The organism is Burkholderia ubonensis subsp. mesacidophila (assembly GCF_002097715.1).
GTDB lineage: Bacteria > Pseudomonadota > Gammaproteobacteria > Burkholderiales > Burkholderiaceae > Burkholderia > Burkholderia mesacidophila.
Genome location: NZ_CP020738.1, coordinates 2152897 through 2173503, shown reverse-complemented (window position 1 = coordinate 2173503; position 20607 = coordinate 2152897). Strand labels below are relative to the sequence as shown.

General features: G+C 64.9%; 20 protein-coding genes and 1 tRNA gene. 16 read left to right on the top strand and 5 right to left on the bottom strand.

Going from position 1 to position 20607, the window contains the following annotated elements; genetic code table 11:
- The first annotated feature begins 10 nt into the window (after positions 1 to 10).
- From B7P44_RS27085 to B7P44_RS27040, 10 genes are all read left to right on the top strand, one after another.
- Positions 11 to 937, top strand: a complete 927-nt coding sequence (locus B7P44_RS27085; protein ID WP_084908985.1) for an alpha/beta fold hydrolase — start codon at positions 11 to 13, stop codon at positions 935 to 937.
- Positions 934 to 1785: an IclR family transcriptional regulator gene (locus B7P44_RS27080; RefSeq protein ID WP_084908984.1), complete on the top strand. Its 852-nt coding sequence runs from the start codon at positions 934 to 936 to the stop codon at positions 1783 to 1785. Before B7P44_RS27085 ends, B7P44_RS27080 begins: the two co-directional genes overlap by 4 nt.
- Positions 1785 to 2582 (top strand): SDR family oxidoreductase, encoded by a 798-nt coding sequence (locus tag B7P44_RS27075; protein WP_084908983.1) that lies wholly within the window; start codon positions 1785 to 1787, stop codon positions 2580 to 2582. The genes B7P44_RS27080 and B7P44_RS27075 overlap by 1 nt, the downstream gene beginning before the upstream one ends.
- A complete protein-coding gene (locus tag B7P44_RS27070) occupies positions 2575 to 4242 on the top strand; it encodes a thiamine pyrophosphate-binding protein (protein WP_084908982.1) in 1668 nt (555 codons plus the stop codon). The genes B7P44_RS27075 and B7P44_RS27070 overlap by 8 nt, the downstream gene beginning before the upstream one ends.
- On the top strand, positions 4235 to 5062 hold the full coding sequence (locus B7P44_RS27065; protein ID WP_084908981.1) for an aspartate dehydrogenase: 828 nt from the start codon (positions 4235 to 4237) through the stop codon (positions 5060 to 5062). The genes B7P44_RS27070 and B7P44_RS27065 overlap by 8 nt, the downstream gene beginning before the upstream one ends.
- Positions 5063 to 5188: 126 nt before the next feature.
- Entirely contained in the window at positions 5189 to 6679 is a 1491-nt protein-coding gene (locus B7P44_RS27060; RefSeq protein WP_084908980.1) for an aldehyde dehydrogenase, read from the top strand.
- Between the two features lie 18 nt (positions 6680 to 6697).
- A complete protein-coding gene (locus B7P44_RS27055; protein ID WP_084908979.1) occupies positions 6698 to 7660 on the top strand; it encodes a VOC family protein in 963 nt (320 codons plus the stop codon).
- On the top strand, positions 7657 to 8898 hold the full coding sequence (locus B7P44_RS27050) for an NAD(P)/FAD-dependent oxidoreductase (RefSeq protein WP_084908978.1): 1242 nt from the start codon (positions 7657 to 7659) through the stop codon (positions 8896 to 8898). Before B7P44_RS27055 ends, B7P44_RS27050 begins: the two co-directional genes overlap by 4 nt.
- Positions 8899 to 8928: 30 nt before the next feature.
- Positions 8929 to 10335: an MFS transporter gene (locus B7P44_RS27045; RefSeq protein ID WP_084908977.1), complete on the top strand. Its 1407-nt coding sequence runs from the start codon at positions 8929 to 8931 to the stop codon at positions 10333 to 10335.
- A gap of 70 nt (positions 10336 to 10405) precedes the next feature.
- Positions 10406 to 11050, top strand: a complete 645-nt coding sequence (locus B7P44_RS27040) for an HD domain-containing protein (protein ID WP_084908976.1) — start codon at positions 10406 to 10408, stop codon at positions 11048 to 11050.
- A gap of 27 nt (positions 11051 to 11077) precedes the next feature.
- Here B7P44_RS27040 and B7P44_RS27035 read toward each other — a convergent pair whose 3' ends face one another.
- Entirely contained in the window at positions 11078 to 11413 is a 336-nt protein-coding gene (locus B7P44_RS27035; RefSeq protein WP_407924022.1) for a VOC family protein, read from the bottom strand.
- A 159-nt stretch (positions 11414 to 11572) separates the two neighbouring features.
- Here B7P44_RS27035 and B7P44_RS27030 point away from each other — a divergent pair, with 159 nt between their 5' ends.
- Positions 11573 to 11995, top strand: coding sequence for a hypothetical protein (locus B7P44_RS27030; RefSeq protein WP_084908974.1), 423 nt, complete (start codon positions 11573 to 11575; stop codon positions 11993 to 11995).
- Between the two features lie 176 nt (positions 11996 to 12171).
- On the opposite strand, the gene B7P44_RS27025 is transcribed toward B7P44_RS27030, so the two are convergent.
- The gene (locus B7P44_RS27025; protein WP_133117926.1) at positions 12172 to 12774 is read right to left on the bottom strand and encodes a hypothetical protein; all 603 of its coding nucleotides are present in this window, start codon (positions 12772 to 12774) and stop codon (positions 12172 to 12174) included.
- A gap of 316 nt (positions 12775 to 13090) precedes the next feature.
- Between B7P44_RS27025 and B7P44_RS27020 the strand changes: the two genes are divergently transcribed.
- The 3 genes from B7P44_RS27020 to B7P44_RS27015 all read left to right on the top strand — a co-directional run bounded on the left by B7P44_RS27020 (position 13091) and on the right by B7P44_RS27015 (position 17421).
- Positions 13091 to 14290 (top strand): leucine-rich repeat domain-containing protein, encoded by a 1200-nt coding sequence (locus B7P44_RS27020; protein WP_084910044.1) that lies wholly within the window; start codon positions 13091 to 13093, stop codon positions 14288 to 14290.
- Positions 14291 to 14735: 445 nt separating this feature from the next.
- Positions 14736 to 15089, top strand: coding sequence for a hypothetical protein (locus B7P44_RS36750; protein WP_133117925.1), 354 nt, complete (start codon positions 14736 to 14738; stop codon positions 15087 to 15089).
- The gene (locus B7P44_RS27015; RefSeq protein ID WP_084910043.1) at positions 15070 to 17421 is read left to right on the top strand and encodes a cytochrome P450/oxidoreductase; all 2352 of its coding nucleotides are present in this window, start codon (positions 15070 to 15072) and stop codon (positions 17419 to 17421) included. The genes B7P44_RS36750 and B7P44_RS27015 overlap by 20 nt, the downstream gene beginning before the upstream one ends.
- Before the next feature lie 108 nt (positions 17422 to 17529).
- Here B7P44_RS27015 and B7P44_RS36745 read toward each other — a convergent pair whose 3' ends face one another.
- A complete protein-coding gene (locus B7P44_RS36745) occupies positions 17530 to 18435 on the bottom strand; it encodes a CgnE/CgnB domain-containing protein (protein ID WP_133117924.1) in 906 nt (301 codons plus the stop codon).
- Between the two features lie 393 nt (positions 18436 to 18828).
- On the opposite strand from B7P44_RS36745, the gene B7P44_RS36740 reads away from it, so the two are divergent.
- A complete protein-coding gene (locus B7P44_RS36740; protein ID WP_133117923.1) occupies positions 18829 to 19047 on the top strand; it encodes a hypothetical protein in 219 nt (72 codons plus the stop codon).
- 219 nt (positions 19048 to 19266) lie between these two features.
- Positions 19267 to 19974: a LuxR C-terminal-related transcriptional regulator gene (locus tag B7P44_RS27005; RefSeq protein WP_084908971.1), complete on the top strand. Its 708-nt coding sequence runs from the start codon at positions 19267 to 19269 to the stop codon at positions 19972 to 19974.
- Positions 19975 to 20130: 156 nt separating this feature from the next.
- Here B7P44_RS27005 and B7P44_RS27000 read toward each other — a convergent pair.
- Together B7P44_RS27000 and B7P44_RS26995 are read right to left on the bottom strand one after the other, a co-directional pair.
- A tRNA-Leu gene (locus tag B7P44_RS27000) sits at positions 20131 to 20215 on the bottom strand.
- Between the two features lie 99 nt (positions 20216 to 20314).
- Positions 20315 to 20602 (bottom strand): hypothetical protein, encoded by a 288-nt coding sequence (locus tag B7P44_RS26995; RefSeq protein ID WP_084908970.1) that lies wholly within the window; start codon positions 20600 to 20602, stop codon positions 20315 to 20317.
- Positions 20603 to 20607 lie beyond the last annotated feature (5 nt).

Here is a 20607-nt window from a genome sequence, read left to right as displayed (position 1 = left end):
AGGTGAAGCGATGAGTGTCATCGACAAACGTGCGCGCGAGCGCATCGCGAGCTTCGCGGCGCTGCTCGAGCGGTTTCCCGAGCAGCGCTGCGCGGCCGGCGCGGCCGGCACGATCGGCTATCGCGCGGCCGGCGCGCAGCATGCGGATCGCACCTTGGCCGGTCGCACCTTGGCCGGCCGCGCGCACCCCGTCGTGCTGCTGCACGGCATCGGCTCGGGCGCCGCGTCGTGGGTGCGTCAGCTCGATGCGCTCGGCGCCTCGCGGCGCGTGTTCGCCTGGGACGCACCCGGCTACGGTGCGTCGACGCCGGTGCGCGGCGCATCGCCGGCCGCCGCCGACTACGCGGCGTCGCTCGGCGCGTGGCTCGATGCGCTCGGCGTCGACCGCTGCGTGCTGGTCGGCCATTCGCTCGGCGCGATCGTCGCGGGCGGCTTCGCCCGCGTGATGCCGGAGCGCGTCGCCGGGCTGCTGCTGATCTCGCCCGCGGGCGGCTACGGCAGCGCGCCGGCCGAGACGCGCGCGTCGCGCCGCGACGCGCGGCTCGCGATGCTCGACGAACTCGGCCCCGCCGGGCTCGCCGCGCAGCGCAGCGGCAACATGCTGTCCGGCAACGCGTGCGAGGACGCGCGCGCCTGGGTGCGCTGGAACATGGCGCGCATCGTGCCGGCCGGCTACGCGCAGGCGACGCATCTGCTCGCGAACGCCGATCTCGCATCCGACCTCGCGGGCTTTCGCGGCCGCGCGGCGGTGGCCGTCGGCGCGAACGACGCGATCACGCCGCCCGCCGCGTGCGAGCGGATCGCCGCGGCCGCACACGTCGGGCTGCAGGTGATTCCGCAGGTCGGGCATGCGGGTTACGTGGAAGCGCCGGCCGTCTATTCCGCGCTGATCGACGGGTTCTGCCGTCAGTGCGACGCGCAGCGGGGGATGGCATGAGCGAACCGCTGTTGAACGAAACCGAAGGCGCGAAGGGCGAAGCGAACTACGTGGTGCCGGGCCTCGAGCGGGGCTTGAGGATTCTCGCGGAGTTCTCGCCGCGCGAGCCGGTGCTCGGCGCGCCGGAGCTGTCGAAGCGGCTCGGCATTCCGCGCACGACGGTGTTCCGCCTGCTGCAGACGCTCGAATCGCTCGGCTTCCTCGAGCGCGCGGACAAGGACCGCAACTACAAGCTCGGCATCGCGGTGCTGCGGCTCGGCTTCGAATACCTGAGCTCGCTCGAGCTGACCGATCTCGGCCTGCCGGTGATCGAAAGCCTGCGCGACGCAACCGGCTTCACGACGCACATCGTGATCCGCGACGGCCGCGACGTGGTGTTCGTCGCGAAGGCGCAGAGCCAGGCGCCGGTGTTCAGCTCGATCCGGGTGAACGTCGGCACGCGGCTGCCCGCGCACGCGACCACGCACGGCCACGTGCTGATGGGCGACCTGTCGCTGGGCGAGCTGCGCGCGCTGTATCCGGAAGGCGCGCTGCAGCGGATGACGCAGGCGACGCCGGACACGGTCGACGCGCTGTACAGCGTGATCCGCGAGGACGCGTTGCGCGGCTACGGCGTCAGCAACTCGTCGTTCGAGCGCGGCATCTCGGTGGTCACCGCGCCGGTGCGCAACGACACGCAGAAGATCGTCGCGTGCATCACGGTGACGGTGCCGCGCCCGGAGATCGACGCGGTGCTGATCGCGGACGGCCTGGTCGACAAGGTGCAGCGCGCGGCGGCCGAACTGTCGCGGCGGCTCAACTACCGCTCGGACGACGAGCATACGTTTCTGAAGGCTTTGGGGTTGTGATGATCCAGATCGATTTGACCGGACAGGTTGCGGTGGTGACGGGCGGCTCGTCCGGCATCGGGCTCGCGACGGCCGAACGGTTCCTGCAGGCGGGCGCGTCGGTCGCGATTTGCGGTCGTGACGCCGAGCGTCTTGCGCGCGCCGAGGCCATGCTCGGCGAAAAATACCCGGGCGCGCAGCTGCTCGCCGCGCGCTGCAACGTGCTCGACGAAGGCGATGTCGCCGGCTTCGCGCAGGCCGTGTCAGCGCGCTTCGGCCGCGCCGACATGCTGATCAACAACGCGGGCCAGGGCCGCGTGTCGACCTTCGCCGATACGACCGACGACGCGTGGCGCGACGAGCTCGAGCTGAAGTACTTCAGCATCATCCGCCCGACCCGCGCATTCCTGCCGATGCTGCGCGACGCGGCCGCGCCGAGCATCACCTGCGTGAACTCGCTGCTCGCGCTGCAGCCGGAGCCGCACATGGTCGCGACGTCGTCGGCGCGCGCGGGCGTGCTGAGCCTCGTGAAGTCGCTCGCGAACGAGCTGGCGCCGCAGCGCATTCGCGTCAACTCGATCCTGATCGGCATCGTCGAGTCGGGTCAGTGGCGCCGCCGCTACGAAGCGCAGGCGCAGTCCGGCGAAAGCTGGGAAGCGTGGACAGGCGCGCTCGCCCGCAACAAGCACATTCCGCTGAACCGCTTCGGCCGGCCTGACGAGGCCGCCTGGGCGCTGTTTTATCTCGCAACGCATCTGTCGTCCTACACGACGGGCAGCCATATCGACGTTTCTGGAGGCTTTGCACGCCATGTCTAACAAAATCACGGTTGGCGAGCTGATCGCCGCCTTTCTCGAGCAGTGCGGCGTGAAGACCGCGTTCGGGGTCATCTCGATCCACAACATGCCGATCCTCGACGCGATCAATTCGCGCGGCAACATCCGCTACGTCGGCGCGCGCGGCGAAGCGGGCGCGGTCAATATGGCCGACGGCCTCGCCCGCGTGTCGGGCGGCCTCGGCGTCGCGTTCACGAGCACCGGCACGGCGGCCGGCAACGCGGCCGGCGCGATGGTCGAGGCGCTGACCGCCGGCACCGCGCTCTTGCACGTCACCGGCCAGATCGAGACGCCGTACCTGGATCAGGATCTCGCGTACATCCACGAAGCGCCGGACCAGCTGACGATGCTGGGCGCGATCTCGAAGGCCGCGTTCCGCGTGCGCACGGTCGAGACCGTGCTGCCGACGATCCGCGAAGCGGTGCGCATCGCGCAGACCGCGCCGACGGGCCCGGTGTCCGTCGAGATTCCGATCGACATCCAGGCCGCCGAGATCGACTGGCCCGAAGACCTCGCGCCCGCCCATGTCGCGGTGCGCGAGCACGACAGCGCGCGTGTCGTGAAGCTCGCCGACGCGCTCGCGAACAAGCGCCGCCCGTTGCTGTGGCTCGGCGGCGGCGCGCGCCACGCACGCGCGGAAGTCGAACGCCTCGTGAAGCTCGGCTTCGGCGTCGTGACGAGCGTGCAGGGCCGCGGCGTGCTGCCTGAAGACCATCCGGCGACGCTCGGCGCGTTCAACGTGCATGCGGCGGTCGAAGCGTTCTACAAGACCTGCGACGCGCTCGTCGTCGTCGGCTCGCGCCTGCGCGGCAACGAGACGCTGAAGTACAAGCTCGCGCTGCCGCAGCCGCTGTTCCGCGTCGATGCCGAAGCGCTCGCGGACAACCGCGGCTATCGCAACGACCTGTTCATCCACGGCGATTCGAAGCGCGTGCTCGCCGAGCTGGCCGACCGTCTCGAAGGGCGTCTCGCCGTCGATCCGCAATTCGCGGCGGATCTGGCGGCGGCGCGCGAGCAGGCGGTCGCCGACGTCGCGAAGGGCCTCGGGCCTTACAAGCAGCTCGTCGACACGCTGCAGGCCGCGGTCGGCCGCGACTACAACTGGGTGCGCGACGTGACGATCTCGAACAGCACGTGGGGCAACCGCCTGCTGAAGATCTTCGAGCCGCGCGCGGGCGTGCATGCGCTCGGCGGCGGCATCGGCCAGGGGATGCAGATGGGGATCGGCGCGGCGCTCGCGGGCGCGGCGGCGAAGACGGTCTGCCTCGTCGGCGACGGCGGGCTGATGGTCAACGTCGGCGAACTCGTGACCGCCGTGCAGGAAAACGCGAACGTGATGATCGTGCTGATGAACGACCAGTGCTACGGCGTGATCCGCAACATCCAGGACGCGCACTACGGCGGCCGCCGCTGCTTCGTCGAACTGCAACAGCCGGATTTCGCGCAGTTTTGCGCGAGCTTCGGCCTCACGCACTACCGGATCACGTCGCTCGACCAGGCCGAAGGCATCGTGCGCGAAGGGCTGGCCAAAGAGGGCCCGGTGCTCGTCGAGGTCGACATGCTGTCGGTCGGCTCGTTCGCGTCGGCGTTCGCGGGCCCGCCCGTGAAGAAGGAAGCGCCCGAGGAGCGTCAATATGCATAACGCGCACGCGCACGGGCATGCGCCCGTCGATGTCGCGATGATCGGCTTCGGCGCGATCGGCGCGGCCGTTTATCACGCGGTCGAGCACGACGCGTCGCTGCGCGTCGCGCACGTGATCGTGCCCGAGCATCAGCGCGACGCGGTGCAGAGCGCGCTCGGCGGCGCGGTCGAGGTCGTGTCGTCGGTCGGCGCGCTCGCGCACCGTCCCGAGTTCGCGCTCGAATGCGCGGGCCACAGCGCGCTCGTCGATCACGTCGTGCCGCTGCTGAAGGCCGGCACCGATTGCGCGGTCGCGTCGATCGGCGCGCTGTCGGATCTCGCGCTGCTCGACGCGCTGTCGCAGGCCGCCGACGAAGGCAACGCGACGCTGACGCTGCTGTCCGGCGCGATCGGCGGCATCGACGCGCTGGCCGCCGCGAAGCAGGGCGGCCTCGACGAGGTGCTGTACGTCGGCCGCAAGCCGCCGCTCGGCTGGCTCGGCACGCCCGCCGAGGCACTGTGCGACCTGCGCGCGATGACCGACGAGCAGGTGATCTTCGAAGGCACCGCGCGCGACGCCGCGCGGCTGTACCCGAAGAACGCGAACGTCGCGGCGACCGTCGCGCTCGCGGGGCTCGGCCTCGACCAGACGCACGTGCGCCTGATCGCCGATCCGGCCGTGACGCGCAACGTGCACCGGATCATCGCGCGCGGCGCGTTCGGCGAGATGTCGCTCGAAATGAGCGGCAAGCCGCTGCCCGACAACCCGAAGACTTCCGCGCTGACGGCGTTCAGCGCGATCCGCGCGCTGCGCAACCGCGCGGCCCGCTGCGTGATCTGAACCGGCTGAGGACGCAACCGATATGAAACGACCCCCACGCTCACTGCGTTCGCTTGGGGGGGCGCAGCCCCCCCATCCCCCGAAAGCCAATCCATCTACGCGTGGCGCGGCCCGGCGGAGGCTGACATGACTGCATTCGATTCTTCCCTCGTGCCGAACGGCGAGATCCTCGTCGGCGGCGAATGGCGCAACGGCCGCGGCGCCAAGACGCCGAACTTCTATCCGGCCGACCAGTCGCTGAACACCGACATCCACATGGCCGACGCGGCCGATGCGAACGAAGCGGTCGAGGCTGCCGACGCCGCATGGCGCAAGGCCGACTGGGCCGGCCTCAAGCCGCATCAGCGCGCGTCGGTGCTGTACCGCATTTCCGACCTGATCAACGCGAATCACGAAGGGCTCGCGCAGCTGCAGCGCCGCGACAACGGCAAGCCGATCAACGAGACGCGCGCGCTCGTGACGAGCGCGGCGAACACGTTCCGCTACTTCGCCGCGTGCGCGGAGACGATGGAAGAGGAGCTGACGCCGTCGCGCGGCGAGTTCCTGACGATGAGCGTGCATGAGCCGCTCGGCGTCGTCGCGGCGATCACGCCGTGGAATTCGCCGATCGCGTCCGACGCGCAGAAGCTCGGCCCGGCGCTGGCCGCCGGCAACGCGGTCGTGCTGAAGCCGGCCGAGGTGACGCCGCTCGCGTCGCTCGCACTCGCGCGCCTCGTCGAGCAGGCCGGCGTGCCGCGCGGCGTCGTATCGGTGATCCCGGGCAAGGGCTCGGTGGTCGGCGACGCGCTGGTGCGCCATCCTCGCGTGAAGAAGGTGTCGTTCACCGGCGGCACCGAAGTCGGCCGCGGGATCGCGCGCCTTGCGGCGGACAAGCTGATGCCGCTGTCGCTCGAGCTCGGCGGCAAGTCGCCGACGATCGTGTTCGACGACGCCGATCTCGATCACGCGGTCAACGGCGTGCTGTACGGGATCTTCAGCTCGTCGGGCGAATCGTGCATCGCCGGTTCGCGGCTGTTCGTGCAGCGCGGCATCTACGACGCGTTCGTGTCGCGGCTCGTCGAAGGCGCGCGCAAGCTGCGCGTCGGCGATCCGTCGAGCGAGCGCACGCAGATGGGCCCGCTGATCACCGGCCAGCATCGCGAGTCGATCGAGCGCTACGTCGCGCTCGGCCGTGACGAGGGCGGCCGCGTGCTGTGCGGCGGCGAGCGTCCGGCCGGCGACGGCCGCGAGCAGGGCTTCTTCTACCTGCCGACGATCCTCGACGGCCTGACCAATCGCGCGCGCATCTGCCAGGAAGAAATTTTCGGCCCGGTGCTCGTCGTGCTGCCGTTCGACGACGAGGCATCGCTGATCGCTGAAGCGAACGACAGCGTGTTCGGCCTCGCGGCCGGCATCTGGACCCGCGACTACAAGCGCGCATGGCGGATCGGCCGCGCGCTCGAGACGGGCACCGTGTGGATCAACACGTACAAGCAGTTCTCGATCTCGACGCCGTTCGCCGGCTGGAAGGACAGCGGGATGGGCCGCGAGAAAGGGCGCCTCGGCATCCGCGAGTACATGCTGCAGAAGAGCATGTACTGGGGCTTGAACGACGCGCCGCTGCCGTGGGCGAACTGAGCGAAGGGGAATGACGCAATGAGCATTTTGGGCATCGAGCAGATCACGTACGGCGTCGACGACCTGGCGACCTGCCGGCGCTTCTTCGCCGACTGGGGGCTCAAGGAAGTCGCGCACGACGACACGCGCGCGCGCTTCGAGACGATGAACGGCTGCACCGTGCTGGTCGTCAAGGCCGACGATCCGGCGCTGCCGCCCGCATTCGAGGCGGGTCCGACGCTGCGCGAAGTGACGTGGGGCGTCGCGACGGCCGCGGAACTCGACGCGTTGCGCGGCAAGCTGGCGGGCCAGCCCGGCTACTACGCGCACGACGACGCGGTCGGCTGCATCGATCCGAACGGGATGGCGATCCGCATCGAAGTCACGCGCAAGCGCTCGCTCGACGTGAAGGGCTCGCTGTCGAACGTATGGGGCGAGACGCTGCGCGTCGACACGCCGAGCACGATCTACGAACGCGCGGAGCCGGTCGAGGTCGGCCACGTCGTGTTCTTCACGAACGCGCTCGACGCGCAAGAGAAGTTCTATCACGCGTTGCTCGGCTTCGAGACGTCGGACCGCTATCCGGGCCGCGGCGCGTTCATGCGCTGCGCGCCGCACGGCGGCCATCACGACCTGTTCCTGCTCGCGCTGCCTACGGGCAAGCGCGGCCTGAACCACGTCGCGTTCACGGTGCGCGACATCCACGAGGTGTTCGGCGGCGGGATGCACATCGACCGCTGCGGCTGGGCGACCCAGCTCGGGCCGGGCCGGCATCCGGTGTCGTCCGCGTACTTCTGGTACTTCCAGAACCCGGCCGGCGGCCTGATCGAATACTACGCGGACGAAGACGTGCTGACGCCCGACTGGCAGCCGCGCGAGTTCGAGCCGGGCCCGACCGTGTTCGCCGAATGGGCGGTCGACGGCGGCCTCGACGGCAACACGCGCCGCCAGAAAAATGCGAAGGCGCCGGAAGGCAAGTTCATGACGGAGCGCAAATCATGACTGACGCAACGAACGAAGCCGGCGCGGTGCGAACCGTCGTCGTGATCGGCGGCGGGCAGGCCGCCGGCTGGGTGCTGAAGACGCTGCGGGCGGAAGGCTTCACGGGCCGGCTCGTGATGATCGCCGACGAGCCGCACCTGCCGTACGAGCGCCCGCCGCTGTCGAAGGCGGTGCTCGCCGGCGACGCGCACATCGAGACCGTGCGCGTCGTGCATCCCGATGAATTCGCGTCGCTGAACATCGAGGCGTGGCAGCCGGAACGCGCGGCGTCGATCGACCGCGCACGCCGTGTCGTGCGCACCGAAAGCGGCCGCGAGGTCGAATACGACCGCCTCGTGATCGCGACCGGCGGCACGTCGCGCCGCTTGCCGGCATCGCTGGTCAGAACCGCAAACCTGCATTACCTGCGCACGCTCGACGACGCGGCCGCGCTTGGCGAGAAGCTGCGCGCGAGCCGGCGCGTGCTCGTGATCGGCGGCGGCTGGATCGGACTCGAAGTGGCCGCGACCGCGCGGAAGCTCGGCGTGGAAGCAGTCGTGGTCGAAGGCGCGCCGCGCCTGTGCGGGCGTTCGGTGCCGCAGCTCGTGTCCGACTTCCTGCTCGACCTGCATCGCTCGAACGGCGTCGACGTGCGGCTCGGCGCGTCGCTCGCGTCGCTCGACGCGCAGCCCGACGACGCGTCGAAGGTCCGCGCGACCCTCGCGGACGGCACGACGATCGACGCCGATTTCGCGGTCGCGGGCATCGGCCTCGCGCTGAATGCGTCGCTCGCGACCGACGCCGGGCTCGCGGTCGACGACGGCATCGTCGTCGACGAATTCGGGATGACGAGCGACGCGGCCGTGTTCGCGTGCGGCGACGTTGCGAACCACCACAACGCTTGGCTCAAGCGCCGCGTGCGGCTCGAATCGTGGGCGAACGCGCAGAACCAGGCGATCGCGGCCGCGAGGGCGGTGCTCGGCGTGCGCGCGCCATACGCGGAGATTCCGTGGTTCTGGTCCGATCAGTACGACGTGAACCTGCAGATCCTCGGCGATCTGCCGGCCGATGCGCAGCTCGTCGTGCGCGGCGAGCTCGCCGCGCGGCGCGCAACGCTGTTTTTCGTGGGCGACGGGCATGTGAGAGGTGTCATCGCCGTCAACAACGCGCGCGAGCTGAAGCTCGCGCGCAAGTGGATGAACCAGGGCCGGGCAGTGGACACGGAAGCCCTGGCAGACACGAGCAAGGCACTGGCCTGACCGGGCGACGAGACAAAGGAGACACCCCGCATGAGCACTTTCGACAACGTCGTGGCCGGCCGGGCCGCGATGGACGCAGCCGCCGCCACGCCGGGCGCGATCATCGCGCGGCTGGAGCGGCTTCCCGTCAATGCGATGCAGATCCGCGCGCGCGTGCTGATCGGCGCCGCGACGTTCTTCGACGGCTTCGACGTGATCACGATCGCCGCGACGCTGCCGCTGCTGATTCACAAGTGGGGGCTGTCGCCGAACCAGATCGGCCTGCTGATCGCGTCCGGCGCGATCGGCCAGCTGATCGGCGCGTTCCTGTTTCCCGCGCTCGCGGAGAAGCACGGGCGCGTGAAGGCGATCGCGTGGAGCTCGGCCGTGATCGGTGTGACGAGCATCGCGTGCGGATTCGCGCCGACGTTCGAGGTGTTCGTGCTGCTGCGCATCCTGCAGGGTCTCGGCCTCGGCGGCGAGCTGCCGGTCGCGGCGACCTACATCAACGAGATCACGCGCGCGCACGGCCGCGGCCGTTTCGTGCTGCTGTACGAGATCGTGTTCCCGATCGGCCTGCTCGTGTCGATGGCGCTCGGCGCGTGGCTCGTGCCGCGCTTCGGCTGGGAGATCATGTATTTCGTCGGCGGCATGCCGCTCGTGCTCGCGCTCGGGCTCACGCGTCTCGTGCCGGAATCGCCGCGCTGGCTCGCGTCGCGCGGGCGGCTGCCGGAAGCGGGGCAGGCGCTCGGCGTGTTCGAGGCGTCGGTGAAGGGGCCGCTGCCGCCCCCGCCCGTTATGCAGGCCGCCGCATTCGACGAGATGGTCCGCCAGCATCCGAAGCGCCGCATGATCGACCTGTTCAGCGCCGCGTACCGGAAGCGCACGCTCGCGGTCGCGACGCTGTGGGCGACCTGCGGCTTCATCCAGTACGGGTTGTCGACGTGGCTGCCGACGATCTACAAGAACTTCTATCACGCGCCGCTGCAGCTCGCGCTGAATCTCGCGGTGATCGGCTCGGTGATGGGCGTGCTCGGATCGCTTGCGTCCGCGCTGCTCGTCGACCGGCTCGGCCGCAAGCCGGTGATCGTCTGGTCGTTCGTGCTGTGCGCGCTGTCGCTTGCGCTGGCGGGCGTCTATCACGCGGCGTCGGTGTATGTCGTCGCGACGTTCTGCTCGCTGTCGCTCGGGTTGATGGCGTCGGGGTTCATTACCGCGTATGTGTATACGCCGGAGCAGTACCCGACGAGCATCCGCGCATCGGGATGCGGCCTCGGCAGCGCGTGGCTGAAGATCGCGTCGTTCGTCGCGCCGATGGTGGTGCCGCATGCCATCATCGGCGGGGACCTGAGTCCGGCGTTCTACCTGCTGGGCGTGGTGCCGCTGATCGCGGCGGTCACCGTGCATTTCGTCGGGATCGAGACGAAGGGGAAGGTGCTGGAGGCGCTGGAGGCGTAGGCACGGTGCGGCGAGCGGGGTGCCGGGTGCCGGGTGATAATCGGCATCCTGCTCTCCAACAACGGCACCCGTGACTACGATTGTGTTTGCACCATTTCAGGAATTGGCCGAAACCTTGCTGGCCCACTGGAACGACGCCGATGGCGACGGCTCCCACGACACTTCGCATGTGCAACGCGTCTGGAAGAATGCGGCGGCGATCCATGCCGAGGAGGGCGGAGATGCCGAAGTGCTGTTTGCGGCGACACTGCTGCACGACTGCGTGGCGGTAGAGAAAAATTCTCCGCTTCGAGCGCAGGCATCGCGGCTATCGGCGGAAAGGGCCACGCAAGTGTTGAAGTCCCTGGGTTGGGCGGACGCGAAGGTTCGGGCTGTGGCGCATGCCGTCGAGGCGCATAGTTTTTCGGCCGGCCTCGTGCCGATGACATTGGAAGCAAAGACGCTACAGGATGCCGACCGGCTCGATGCGATCGGAATGCTGGGGGGTGCACGCTGCTTTTATGTCGCCGGCCGGATGGGCAGCGCGTTGTATGACCCCGTCGATCCGCACGCACGGGAACGGGAACTCGATGACACCCGATTCGCAATCGATCACTTCCGGACGAAACTGCTGAAGCTGGCCTCCGGTTTTCAAACCGTCACCGGCGCCCGTTTGGCCAAGCTTCGCCACGATCGATTGCGGCGATTTCTCGACGAATTCGCCGACGAAATTTGATTCGATTGATCGTGCTCGATGGAAGGGTCAGGCCTCGGGTGCGTGGCAAACCACTTCGATGTTGTGCCCGTCCGGACCAATGAGGAAAGCGGCGTAGTAGTTCGCGTGGTAGTGCGGGCGCAGGCCCGGCGCACCATTGTCTTTGCCGCCCGCCTCCAGCGCCGCGCGATAGAAAGCGTCGACTTGCCGGCGATTCTCGGCCGTGAACGCCAGGTGAAGATGCGCGGGCTTCTCGTCGGTCTGGTACAGGCACAATGAAGCGTTCAATTTAACGCCATTGCCGGCCGGGTCGTTGAAAACTAACTGGAGTTGACCTGTGAGCGGAACATACTCGCGGGTGTATTTGACGTTCGCCGCGGTCAAATGGCGCTCCACGTCAGGTGCATTTGCGGCACAAAAACGCAATGTGCTCGACTGTATCAACTACCTGCTAGCGACACCATGTCCCGGCGACATGTACAACGCGCGCATGCCATAATTCGCCCGTTCCTGAGCTACCGGACGCATCGTGTCATACGCGAAATGATTTTGATCAGATCACTTGCCGCCGCCTGCCTGTTGCTGGCTGGATGTATTGCTACAGCGCACGCCGAGACGTACCCGCCAGAAGTATCGAGAAACCTCGACAAACTTCAGTCCAAATGTGCCCGCAAGTCCAACGATCCCAAGGCGCCAGCCTGCATCGAATACAAGGCCACGTTGGCCCGCACCATTCCACCTGCCGTCCAGGCACTGATGCAGCAGGAAGAAGTGGTCGATGACAAATGCCGGAACGGCCCGGCACCGAAAATATTGGCTAACGGGCAATATGCTCCGGGAAGCGCCTGCGCACAACGCGAACAGTTGATGAAAATCATTCACCAGCACGACTGGTGCTGGGGGCATACGGACATGGATAGCTACCATCCGGGTTGGGTGATCTGTCATCCCGGTGAATGGCAGTAAGGCCGCCCCACGGATTGCTGGTCCAGTGCGAGAGGCCCGATGCGGCCGGTCGCGGCCCGACGTGGAAGGCTGTGGCGCCCCCCTTGAGTCATTCACGGTGCAGCATAGCGGACGTTCAGACGTCGATGTTGCCCTGGCCTGACTGTTGGGTTACCCAGGCGAAGGCGCATCGCGCCTTAACTCTTCCTGCCCTCCATCTCCCACACGACTTCGCGCCATTCCGGGACGCTGTGCAATTCGCCCACTATTGCGGCGACTTCCGATTCGAACTTTGCGCGATGTAATAGTGGACCTATGGCATACCGCTTTGCTTCATCAGAAACGCGTTCGAACTCGCGATGGAAATCCGCGATTGTGTCTTCCCGTCCAATGCCTTTCGCTGCCAAGCGAACCAATATTTCGAGCGCGTTACCTTGCGTCCAGTCGTATTCGCCCCAGGCAATTTCACGAAGAACGCCGAGCGCAGATTCTCGGAACTGGAACAGGATCTCGAAGACGGCGAATTGCCAAGCGGCCAACCACGCACCATGACCTCGCGCGCTAGACTCGAACGCTTCCGGTATCGGAGACGTGGGCGCGTGGAGTCGGGATACAAGCATGTCAATCGCGGCCGGAGTCACTTGCCCGGCGACCTCGGCCGCCCGCATGCCAAACGCTACCCGGTCGTCAACCGGTATTGCGACCGACCGAATTGCAGCATTCAGAACATCAGTCTCGGCGTTGAGGGTCGCATGATCGATTCCGCGTCGAGCGGACAGCATATTGAGTATTTTTCGCATACAAACGTCGCTCAACAGAACGAGGGACCGGAACTCCATTAGGGAACGCAATTTCGAGGGTTGGCACAAGTTGTCAACGACTTCGACATCCAGTGTAACTGTCTCTTGTTGGCCGAACCCGGAAGCTCGAAGCCGGGTGCCGGTTGTGCGCTGACGACTCGACCGCCGACTTCCGTGGTCGCCCCACGCCGGACGTCGACTTGGCGCCACCTCTACGTCGACCTGGCAGTGCGGTGCTCCCTGTAGATGCCTTCATCGCAGGACGGCCTCGCTGTTCGTGTATAAAGGAGGCAACCTTGGACATGCGGAGGCCGGTGTGGCCGAAACCCCACCCTCGAACACAAAGCCGGCTGCGGAAGGCTTGCGCAAATCGGGTTGGCGTCGTGCCAGGCCATGGGCCATCGGCGGCGGCATCGGCCTTCTGCTCGCAAGCTTGCTGGCGATCTTGAGCCCTTTGCGGGAAAAATCGGATGAACGGGCGCTGACCGACCTGGGATTTTCCAGGGGCACCTGCAATGACAGCAATGGTTCAGGTATCACACCCGATTCAGGATGCCTGGCTTTGCGGGCAAAGCCGGAATTGACGGCGGTGCAGGTCGCGGCCGCGATGCCACGTCTAAGAAAGCTCGGCTTGAGGCTCGAGCTGAGTCTGGCAGACACCGAGGTCGATAGCATCGACTCGCTGAATGGACTGGATCGCCTGGAATCTCTCGATCTCACGGGCACCCCGGTCTGGAACATCGAGGCGCTGAAGGGAATGCGTTCCCTTAAAAATCTTGTACTCCACCGCACCAAAGTCGAGAACATCGATGCGCTAAAAGGATTGACCGGCCTGCAATCGCTCAATCTCTGGGAGACCCGGGTCTCCAATCTCGATGCGTTGAAGGACCTGACTGACCTGCGGCAACTCGACATTCGCGGCACGCAGGTTCGGGATCTCGACGCGCTCGGGAAATTGCCTCACCTGGAAACACTCAAACTGGGCGGTGCCAGGAATGTCCGCGACATCGAGCCACTCAGCCGGCTCACCACCCTGAAGACGCTCGACCTTAACGAGACCCAAGTCGAGAGCATCGATGCGTTGAAGAAGTTGCACGATCTGCAAGCACTCTATCTGGCAAACACGCCCGTCCGGAACATCGATTTGCTAAGGGAAATGCCCACGCTGGCCACGCTCGTGCTCGACGGCTCCAAAGTCGAGAACGTCGCTGCGACGCGGGGATTGGTCCAGCTGGAAACACTCGTTCTTGCGCGCACGCAAGTCACGAACATCGATGCGCTGAAGGGCCTGACGGGCCTCCAGATGCTCAATCTCTTTCGCACCAGGGTTCGGAATATCGACGCGCTAAAGGGGCTGACCGGTCTGCAAGAGCTCTATCTCGCAAACACGCCGGTCCAGAACGTCGAAGTACTGAAAGGCCTGACCGGACTGCGAGAGCTTGTTCTCTATGGCACCATGGCCAGCAACGTCGATGAGCTCAAAGCGGCCTTGCCAAACACTCGAGTCGTCTGGTGAATGGCTCAATAAACGATAACTGTCCCCCCAAGTGCAGCTCGAGCACTCAAGTTGCCAGTTGCCTTCTCGGCGAACCGACAAGCGCGTCAGCCGATGGCGCGACGAGCGCAACCACCGGGCGAACGCTGCATAGGGAGCAAATCAGACGTTCGAGCGTCGGGTCGCGTACTCGTGCCAGCGACCGAAACTGGCCTGTATGCGTCCCACGCAGTTGGCGGTAGTCGCCCCGTTGAGGTCATCCAGTACGGCGTGGCGAAGGACGGCAGCGTCGCCTGACGATCGTCCTTCGGGATTGCCCGCTCTCTAGCTTGCACCGGTCATCGAGGTCAATCCAATCCAGTGTCTGCTCGTGGCGAACGCCGACGTCTGCCTCGCGTTCTCCGGCAAACCTCGATGAACCGCTTGTTCAGGGGGCGTGATTCCCAGGCAGCGTAAGGCTGGTTGTTTGCTTTCCACGAACTGCATCTTCTCCGAGGGGCGAGCTTTGCTGTTTTCGCGGGCAGTTTTTGCTTCACAGCGCCGAGTGCATTGTCGAACCAGGCCAAGCCAGTTCGAGCTGTTCGACAAGATGTCATGGATCGCCGAAAATGAACGCCCGTCGCTCGTAGCTGAAGCGCCCGAACACCCGTTCCGTGAAATGAAATCACCCGCGATCGTTCTGCCGCTCGACCGCGAAATTGTCGAGCGACTGGCGGTGATTGCAGAGAACCGAAGCTTTTCACAGACACTGCGGCATCGCGCACGCGCCCTGCAGCGCCGAGCCGGCAACGGAGACGAACATGTCCGCAGGCAGCCCTGATTCCGGTGTCCCGAAGTGTCCGTTTCACGACGCGGCGCCGGCCGTGGCGGTCGCGCCCGGCGGCTGCCCGGTGAGCGCGCGTGCCGCCGCATTCGACCCGTTCGGTGACGGCTACCAGCAGGACCCGCCCGAATACGTGCGCTGGGCCCGCGAGCAGGAGCCGGTGTTCTACAGCCCGTTGCTCGGCTATTGGGTGGTGACGCGCTACGCCGACATCAAGGCGATCTTTCGCGATAACCTCACGTTCAGCCCGTCGATCGCGCTCGAGAAAATCACGCCGACCGGCCCCGAAGCGAACGCGGTGCTGGCGTCGTATGGCTACGCGATGAGCCGCACGCTCGTGAACGAAGACGAGCCCGCGCACATGCCGCGTCGCCGCGCGTTGATGGACCCGTTCACGCCCGACGCGCTCAAGCACCACGAGCCGATGGTGCGCCAGCTCGCGCGCGAGTACGTGGACCGTTTCATCGACGACGGCCGCGCCGACCTCGTCGACCAGATGCTGTGGGAAGTCCCGCTGACGGTGGCGCTGCATTTTCTCGGCGTGCCGGAAGAGGACATGGACACGCTGCGCGAGTATTCGATCGCGCATACGGTGAATACCTGGGGCCGCCCGCGGCCGGACGAGCAGGTCGCGGTCGCGCATGCGGTAGGCAAGTTCTGGCAGTACGCGGGCAAGGTGCTCGACAAGATGCGTGAGGACCCGTCCGGCCCGGGCTGGATGCAATACGGGATCCGCAAGCAGCAGGAACTGCCCGACGTCGTCACGGATTCCTATCTGCATTCGATGATGATGGCCGGCATCGTCGCCGCGCACGAGACGACCGCCAACGCCACCGCCAACGCGATGAAGCTGCTGCTGCAGCACCGCCAGGCATGGCACGACCTCTGCGAAGACCCGGGCCTCATTCCGAATGCGGTCGAGGAGTGCCTGCGGCACAACGGGTCGGTTGCCGCGTGGCGCCGGCTCGCGACGAAGGACGTCACGATCGGCGGCGTCGACATCCCGGCGGGCTCGAAGCTGCTCATCGTGACGTCGTCGGCCAATCACGACGAGCGCCAGTTCGCGGATGCCGATCTCTTCGACATTCGCCGCGAGAACGCCGGCGACCAGCTCACGTTCGGTTACGGCGCGCATCAGTGCATGGGCAAGTACCTGGCGCGCATGGAGATGCAGGTCTTCCTCGACGAGTTCACGCGCCGGCTGCCCCACATGCGGCTGGCCGAGCAGCGCTTCACGTACGTGCCGAACACGTCGTTTCGCGGGCCGAAGCATCTCCTCGTCGAATGGGATCCGGCGCAGAATCCCGAGCGCCGCGATTCGTCGGTGCGCAAGCCGCGCGTGGCGGTGCGGATCGGCGAGCTGTCGTCGCATGCGGTGAGCCGCGCGGTAACGGTCGAGCGCGTGTCGGCGTGCGCGGAGCGGATCGTGCGGCTCAGGCTCGTCGCCGCCGACGGCAAGCCGTTGCCGCGCTGGGCGCCGGGGGCGCACATCGACGTACTCTGCGGCGACGCGGGGCTGTCGCGCCAGTATTCGCTTTGCGGCGATCCCGCCGATCGCAGTGCGTACGAGATCGCGGTGCTGCGAGAGCCGAAGAGTCGCGGCGGATCGGCGTGGATTCATGCGAGCGTCAACGCAGGCGATGTGCTGAAGATTCGCGGCCCGCGCAATCACTTCCGCTTTGCTGGCGAGGTGCGCAGGGCGATCTTCGTCGCGGGCGGCATCGGCATCACGCCGATCAGCGCGATGGCGCGTGACGCAAAGGCCCGCGGCGTCGACTACGCGATTCACTATAGCGGGCAGCGTCGCGCGTCGATGGCGATGCTCGACGAACTGGCCGCGCTGCATGGCGAGCGTCTTCATGTGCACGTCTCGGAAGAGGGCTCGCGGAACGATTTCACGTTGCTATTCGCGCAACCCGACGTGCAGACGCGCATTTATGCGTGCGGCCCGGCGCGGATGCTCGACGCGCTGGAGGCAAGCTGCGCGCACTGGCCGGAAGACGCGCTGCGCGCCGAGCATTTCGTGGCGACGAGGTCAGCCGTCGATCCGTCGAAGGAACTGCCGTTCGAGATCGAGCTGAAGGACTTCGGGCTGGTGATTCCGGTCGCTGCCGACCAGACGGTGCTCGCGGCGCTGCAGCATGCGAACATCGACGTGCAGAGCGATTGCAGGGAAGGCCTGTGCGGCTCGTGCGAGGTGCGGGTGCTGGCGGGCAAAGTGGATCATCGCGACAGGGTGCTCACGCGCGTGGAGCGCGAAACACACGACCGCATGATGACCTGCTGTTCGCGCGCGTGCGGCGGCGAACGGCTGGTGCTCGAACTGTAGGCGTGCAGGTCGGCGCACGACCTCCGGCGCACGGCTATCGGAAGTTCAACCGTGCGCGGCGCTGTCCGTGTTGACGCGGGCATCGGCGCTCGCGGTGCCGGTCGCAAGCTATCGAAGCTTCGCGTGCGTTGAAATAAAGTCGATGTGCGGCATTTCTGCGCCCATGCCAATTCCGATATGGGCGCCACGGACCCCTTCATTCAGCAGCGAGTTGATCCCCCAGTCGACGGGGCGATCATAGTCGGCGCACCCTAACGCGAACTCTGTTGCCGCCAGGCCCCGTTCCAGGCCGCAGAACATTTCCCTGAATTCACGCGTCACGTCTGACCCGCCAATTACGATGGTCTGTGCAGTGTTGTCGGAAAAATCGATCCTGTTCTCTCCATGCGAGCATGCCAACATCATTTCATTGAAAAAATCATAATATTTGCGCTTTAAAGTGGCGTTGTTGCATAGATAGATGAGGCCGTCAAATGAGAATGTGCCATCGACGGCAAAGCTCGGTCGGTCCTTGTTGAGGTTGACGATGGAGGCTTCGAAGAATTCTGCGATGGAGTATAACCAGCCAGCCAGCATGACTGCGGAGTCATTGGCTATCTCTACTTCCTCGCTGAATTGACAGCTTATCTGCCCGCTGTTTGATTCGAGTTGAGCGCGTCGATTTGAGAGCAATCGCGTATATGTGTCGGCGCGGGTTTGAATTGTAGCATCGTGATTGCTTGAAAGAAGCTGGCGTAGGGAATAGTCCAGCGAGGACGGTGAGCTATCAAACTTGGCGACTGCAAGATGCGCCAAAATGGCCGGTGAGGCGTTCCAAAGGTGTCGCAGTTTTGCATGATACTCATACGTTGAAATTATCATGAATGCGATATCCCCTTCTTTGGAGAAATCGTATTCGTCAAAATGAATTGTCGTGAGCGAATGCCGGTGCGCCACTTCGGCAGCCTCTGGCGTATCCACTACGATAGCGATGTCTCGTGCAGCTAGCCTTTTTAAATAGGACGCGGCATTCATGATTTAATATATGTGATTGGTGCGGGCCGGGAATGATGCGTTCCGGCCCGCATCACTGAGTTGGCGATTACCAGTAGGCGTTTTCGCGTGCTTGTCGAGTTTTGACGTCAACTTGACGAGCCTTCACAGCGGGAGCGACGGGAGCGGCGGGGGTAACGGGAATTTGTTTCTCGTTCATTGGATACCTCCTCGATTGGTAAGGCCAGCCAAACCAAATGACAGCGACCAAAATAGCACTTGGCTTCGGTCGGCAACGCCAGCGCTGTCTGCTTCTGCGCAAGCTTAGTTCAGGATAGTGAATTGCAAAGAAAATGCAAACTGTCTTTGCTGATTTTTAGGCCGGTCTGCAGGGTATTGTCAGGCTGACATGAAGGTCGATAAATATAATGGGGTATGAATAAAGAATCCCGCTGCGTTCGGAGATTACCGATTTCCGCCGGATATTATCAGCCGTACCTGGTGGCTGTATTGCCGGTTCCCGAAGCGGCAGCGAACGACGAGCCGCGCCTGAAGATCGAGCATCAGCAGTACAAGATATTGAACAATCAGGCGAAGAATTCCAATCGCGACCTGGGAAGAGGCGTCGTGCGCATGTATGGCCGCGTAAGATGATCGATTACCCCTTCCGCTGGCCTCGCTCGCCCGCTTGCCGATCAGGTTGACGACGCCATCACCTGTAATCACGTGTAATGGAAAAACCGCCTTTCCACTCCTACAGTGATTTTCACTCATCGGCCTGCAGCACGTTCCGATTCGACGAGGGTTTACGGGAACAGGTTCGGTCGACATTGAGCGCAGCCGTATTGGGGTTCGTCGAATCTGGAGATTGCCATGGTCATGGCGGCAGCGAAGAAGATCACCGTCAATTTCGTCCACGCAAACGCGCGAGAGATTCAAGCGGTTTTCGAAAGCTCACCCATTCATTCCCGGTTCAAGTTTTCTTTCTATGCATTCAGAACGGGCATACCGATAACCGCTCCCACATTCGCGGTGTACTCGACGCTTCCATCGCATTTGGTCCAGCTATATTGCGAGGGCGATTTGGTGCATACCGGCAACCTCTCCGACATCGATTCGGTGGATCGACCTGTAATCTGGTCGGAAAAGGCGTTCGTCGACGATCCCCTCTTGTGGAGAGAGTTGCAAATTGCAGGCGCCTCGATCGGGCTTACGGTGATTAACAGGCTGATGAACGGTGTTTTCTCGGTCTTTTCGCTGGCGCGCGACGAGATTCCGATTTCCGCGGGGGAGCTTGCGGCAATCACGACGGAGTTGCGGCGTATCGAGCTGTCGCTGCGTTCGATTTTTGCACGCACGCTCGCATCCGATCCCGATTTTTTCCCAAGAATCGAGCTAAGCAAGAAGGAAAAAGCAGTGCTCAAGCATACCGCCGATGGTCGGACAGCCAAGGAAATAGCAAGGCAGCTGTACTTGAGCACGTCGACGGTGAACTTTCATTTAAGAAATCTCATAAGAAAGCTCGGGGCGAAGAACAAGACGGAGGCGGCGCTCAAGGCTGCTTTATTGGGGGTGATCTGACATGGCGGGGCAGTATGAGGCGATGCTCGTGAAAGTACCCCGATGTAGCTCGGGCTCTCGACGAACTTGGCCGGACTCCTCAGGAGCGAAATTTCCTTCGGCGCATTGATTTATTGATGTCTTCGCGGCCGCGGAGGAATTCGGAGGAACATGTTCTGGTGCTCAGGGCGGGACTCGAACCCGCACGCCTCTCGGCGCTACCCCCTCAAGATAGTGCGTCTACCAATTCCGCCACCTGAGCAAGAGGGGACGGATTGTAACGGGTAAATGATCTTTTGTGAATACTTTGTGTCGGGGAGCTGACTGAGCGCTAACGGCGGTTGTTTCGCGGAGAGGGAAACTAGTCCGGTTCCTCGAGCGGCCGCACCGGCGGGCAATCGATCGGCAGCCACGGCTGCCACGCGGGATACCACGCACGTTGCCAGAACTGCATGAGATCGGCCCACAGCGCAAACGGCTGAGCGATCGGGAACAGGCCCGTCTGCAACAGCCATTGCGCTGCGGCGTCGAACGACGGCGTCGCGGTGATGCGGATGGTCATTGCCTCCGCGTTCCGTTCCGGGAGCTCGTGCCGCGTGATCTCGATGTCGACCGTCGGCAGGTGAGCAGTCAGTTTCGTTTGACCCATGTCCA

What these genes read in the sequence shown, in the direction of transcription:
- B7P44_RS27085 (WP_084908985.1), top strand. Translation starts at nt 11, where the DNA reads ATGAGTGTCATCGACAAACGTGCGCGCGAGCGCATCGCGAGCTTCGCG.
- B7P44_RS27080 (WP_084908984.1), top strand. Translation starts at nt 934, where the DNA reads ATGAGCGAACCGCTGTTGAACGAAACCGAAGGCGCGAAGGGCGAAGCG.
- B7P44_RS27075 (WP_084908983.1), top strand. Translation starts at nt 1,785, where the DNA reads ATGATCCAGATCGATTTGACCGGACAGGTTGCGGTGGTGACGGGCGGC.
- B7P44_RS27070 (WP_084908982.1), top strand. Translation starts at nt 2,575, where the DNA reads ATGTCTAACAAAATCACGGTTGGCGAGCTGATCGCCGCCTTTCTCGAG.
- B7P44_RS27065 (WP_084908981.1), top strand. Translation starts at nt 4,235, where the DNA reads ATGCATAACGCGCACGCGCACGGGCATGCGCCCGTCGATGTCGCGATG.
- B7P44_RS27060 (WP_084908980.1), top strand. Translation starts at nt 5,189, where the DNA reads ATGACTGCATTCGATTCTTCCCTCGTGCCGAACGGCGAGATCCTCGTC.
- B7P44_RS27055 (WP_084908979.1), top strand. Translation starts at nt 6,698, where the DNA reads ATGAGCATTTTGGGCATCGAGCAGATCACGTACGGCGTCGACGACCTG.
- B7P44_RS27050 (WP_084908978.1), top strand. Translation starts at nt 7,657, where the DNA reads ATGACTGACGCAACGAACGAAGCCGGCGCGGTGCGAACCGTCGTCGTG.
- B7P44_RS27045 (WP_084908977.1), top strand. Translation starts at nt 8,929, where the DNA reads ATGAGCACTTTCGACAACGTCGTGGCCGGCCGGGCCGCGATGGACGCA.
- B7P44_RS27030 (WP_084908974.1), top strand. Translation starts at nt 11,573, where the DNA reads ATGATTTTGATCAGATCACTTGCCGCCGCCTGCCTGTTGCTGGCTGGA.
- B7P44_RS27025 (WP_133117926.1), bottom strand. Translation starts at nt 12,774, where the DNA reads ATGCGAAAAATACTCAATATGCTGTCCGCTCGACGCGGAATCGATCAT.
- B7P44_RS27015 (WP_084910043.1), top strand. Translation starts at nt 15,070, where the DNA reads ATGTCCGCAGGCAGCCCTGATTCCGGTGTCCCGAAGTGTCCGTTTCAC.
- B7P44_RS36745 (WP_133117924.1), bottom strand. Translation starts at nt 18,435, where the DNA reads ATGAATGCCGCGTCCTATTTAAAAAGGCTAGCTGCACGAGACATCGCT.
- B7P44_RS36740 (WP_133117923.1), top strand. Translation starts at nt 18,829, where the DNA reads ATGAATAAAGAATCCCGCTGCGTTCGGAGATTACCGATTTCCGCCGGA.
- B7P44_RS27005 (WP_084908971.1), top strand. Translation starts at nt 19,267, where the DNA reads ATGGTCATGGCGGCAGCGAAGAAGATCACCGTCAATTTCGTCCACGCA.
- B7P44_RS26995 (WP_084908970.1), bottom strand. Translation starts at nt 20,602, where the DNA reads ATGGGTCAAACGAAACTGACTGCTCACCTGCCGACGGTCGACATCGAG.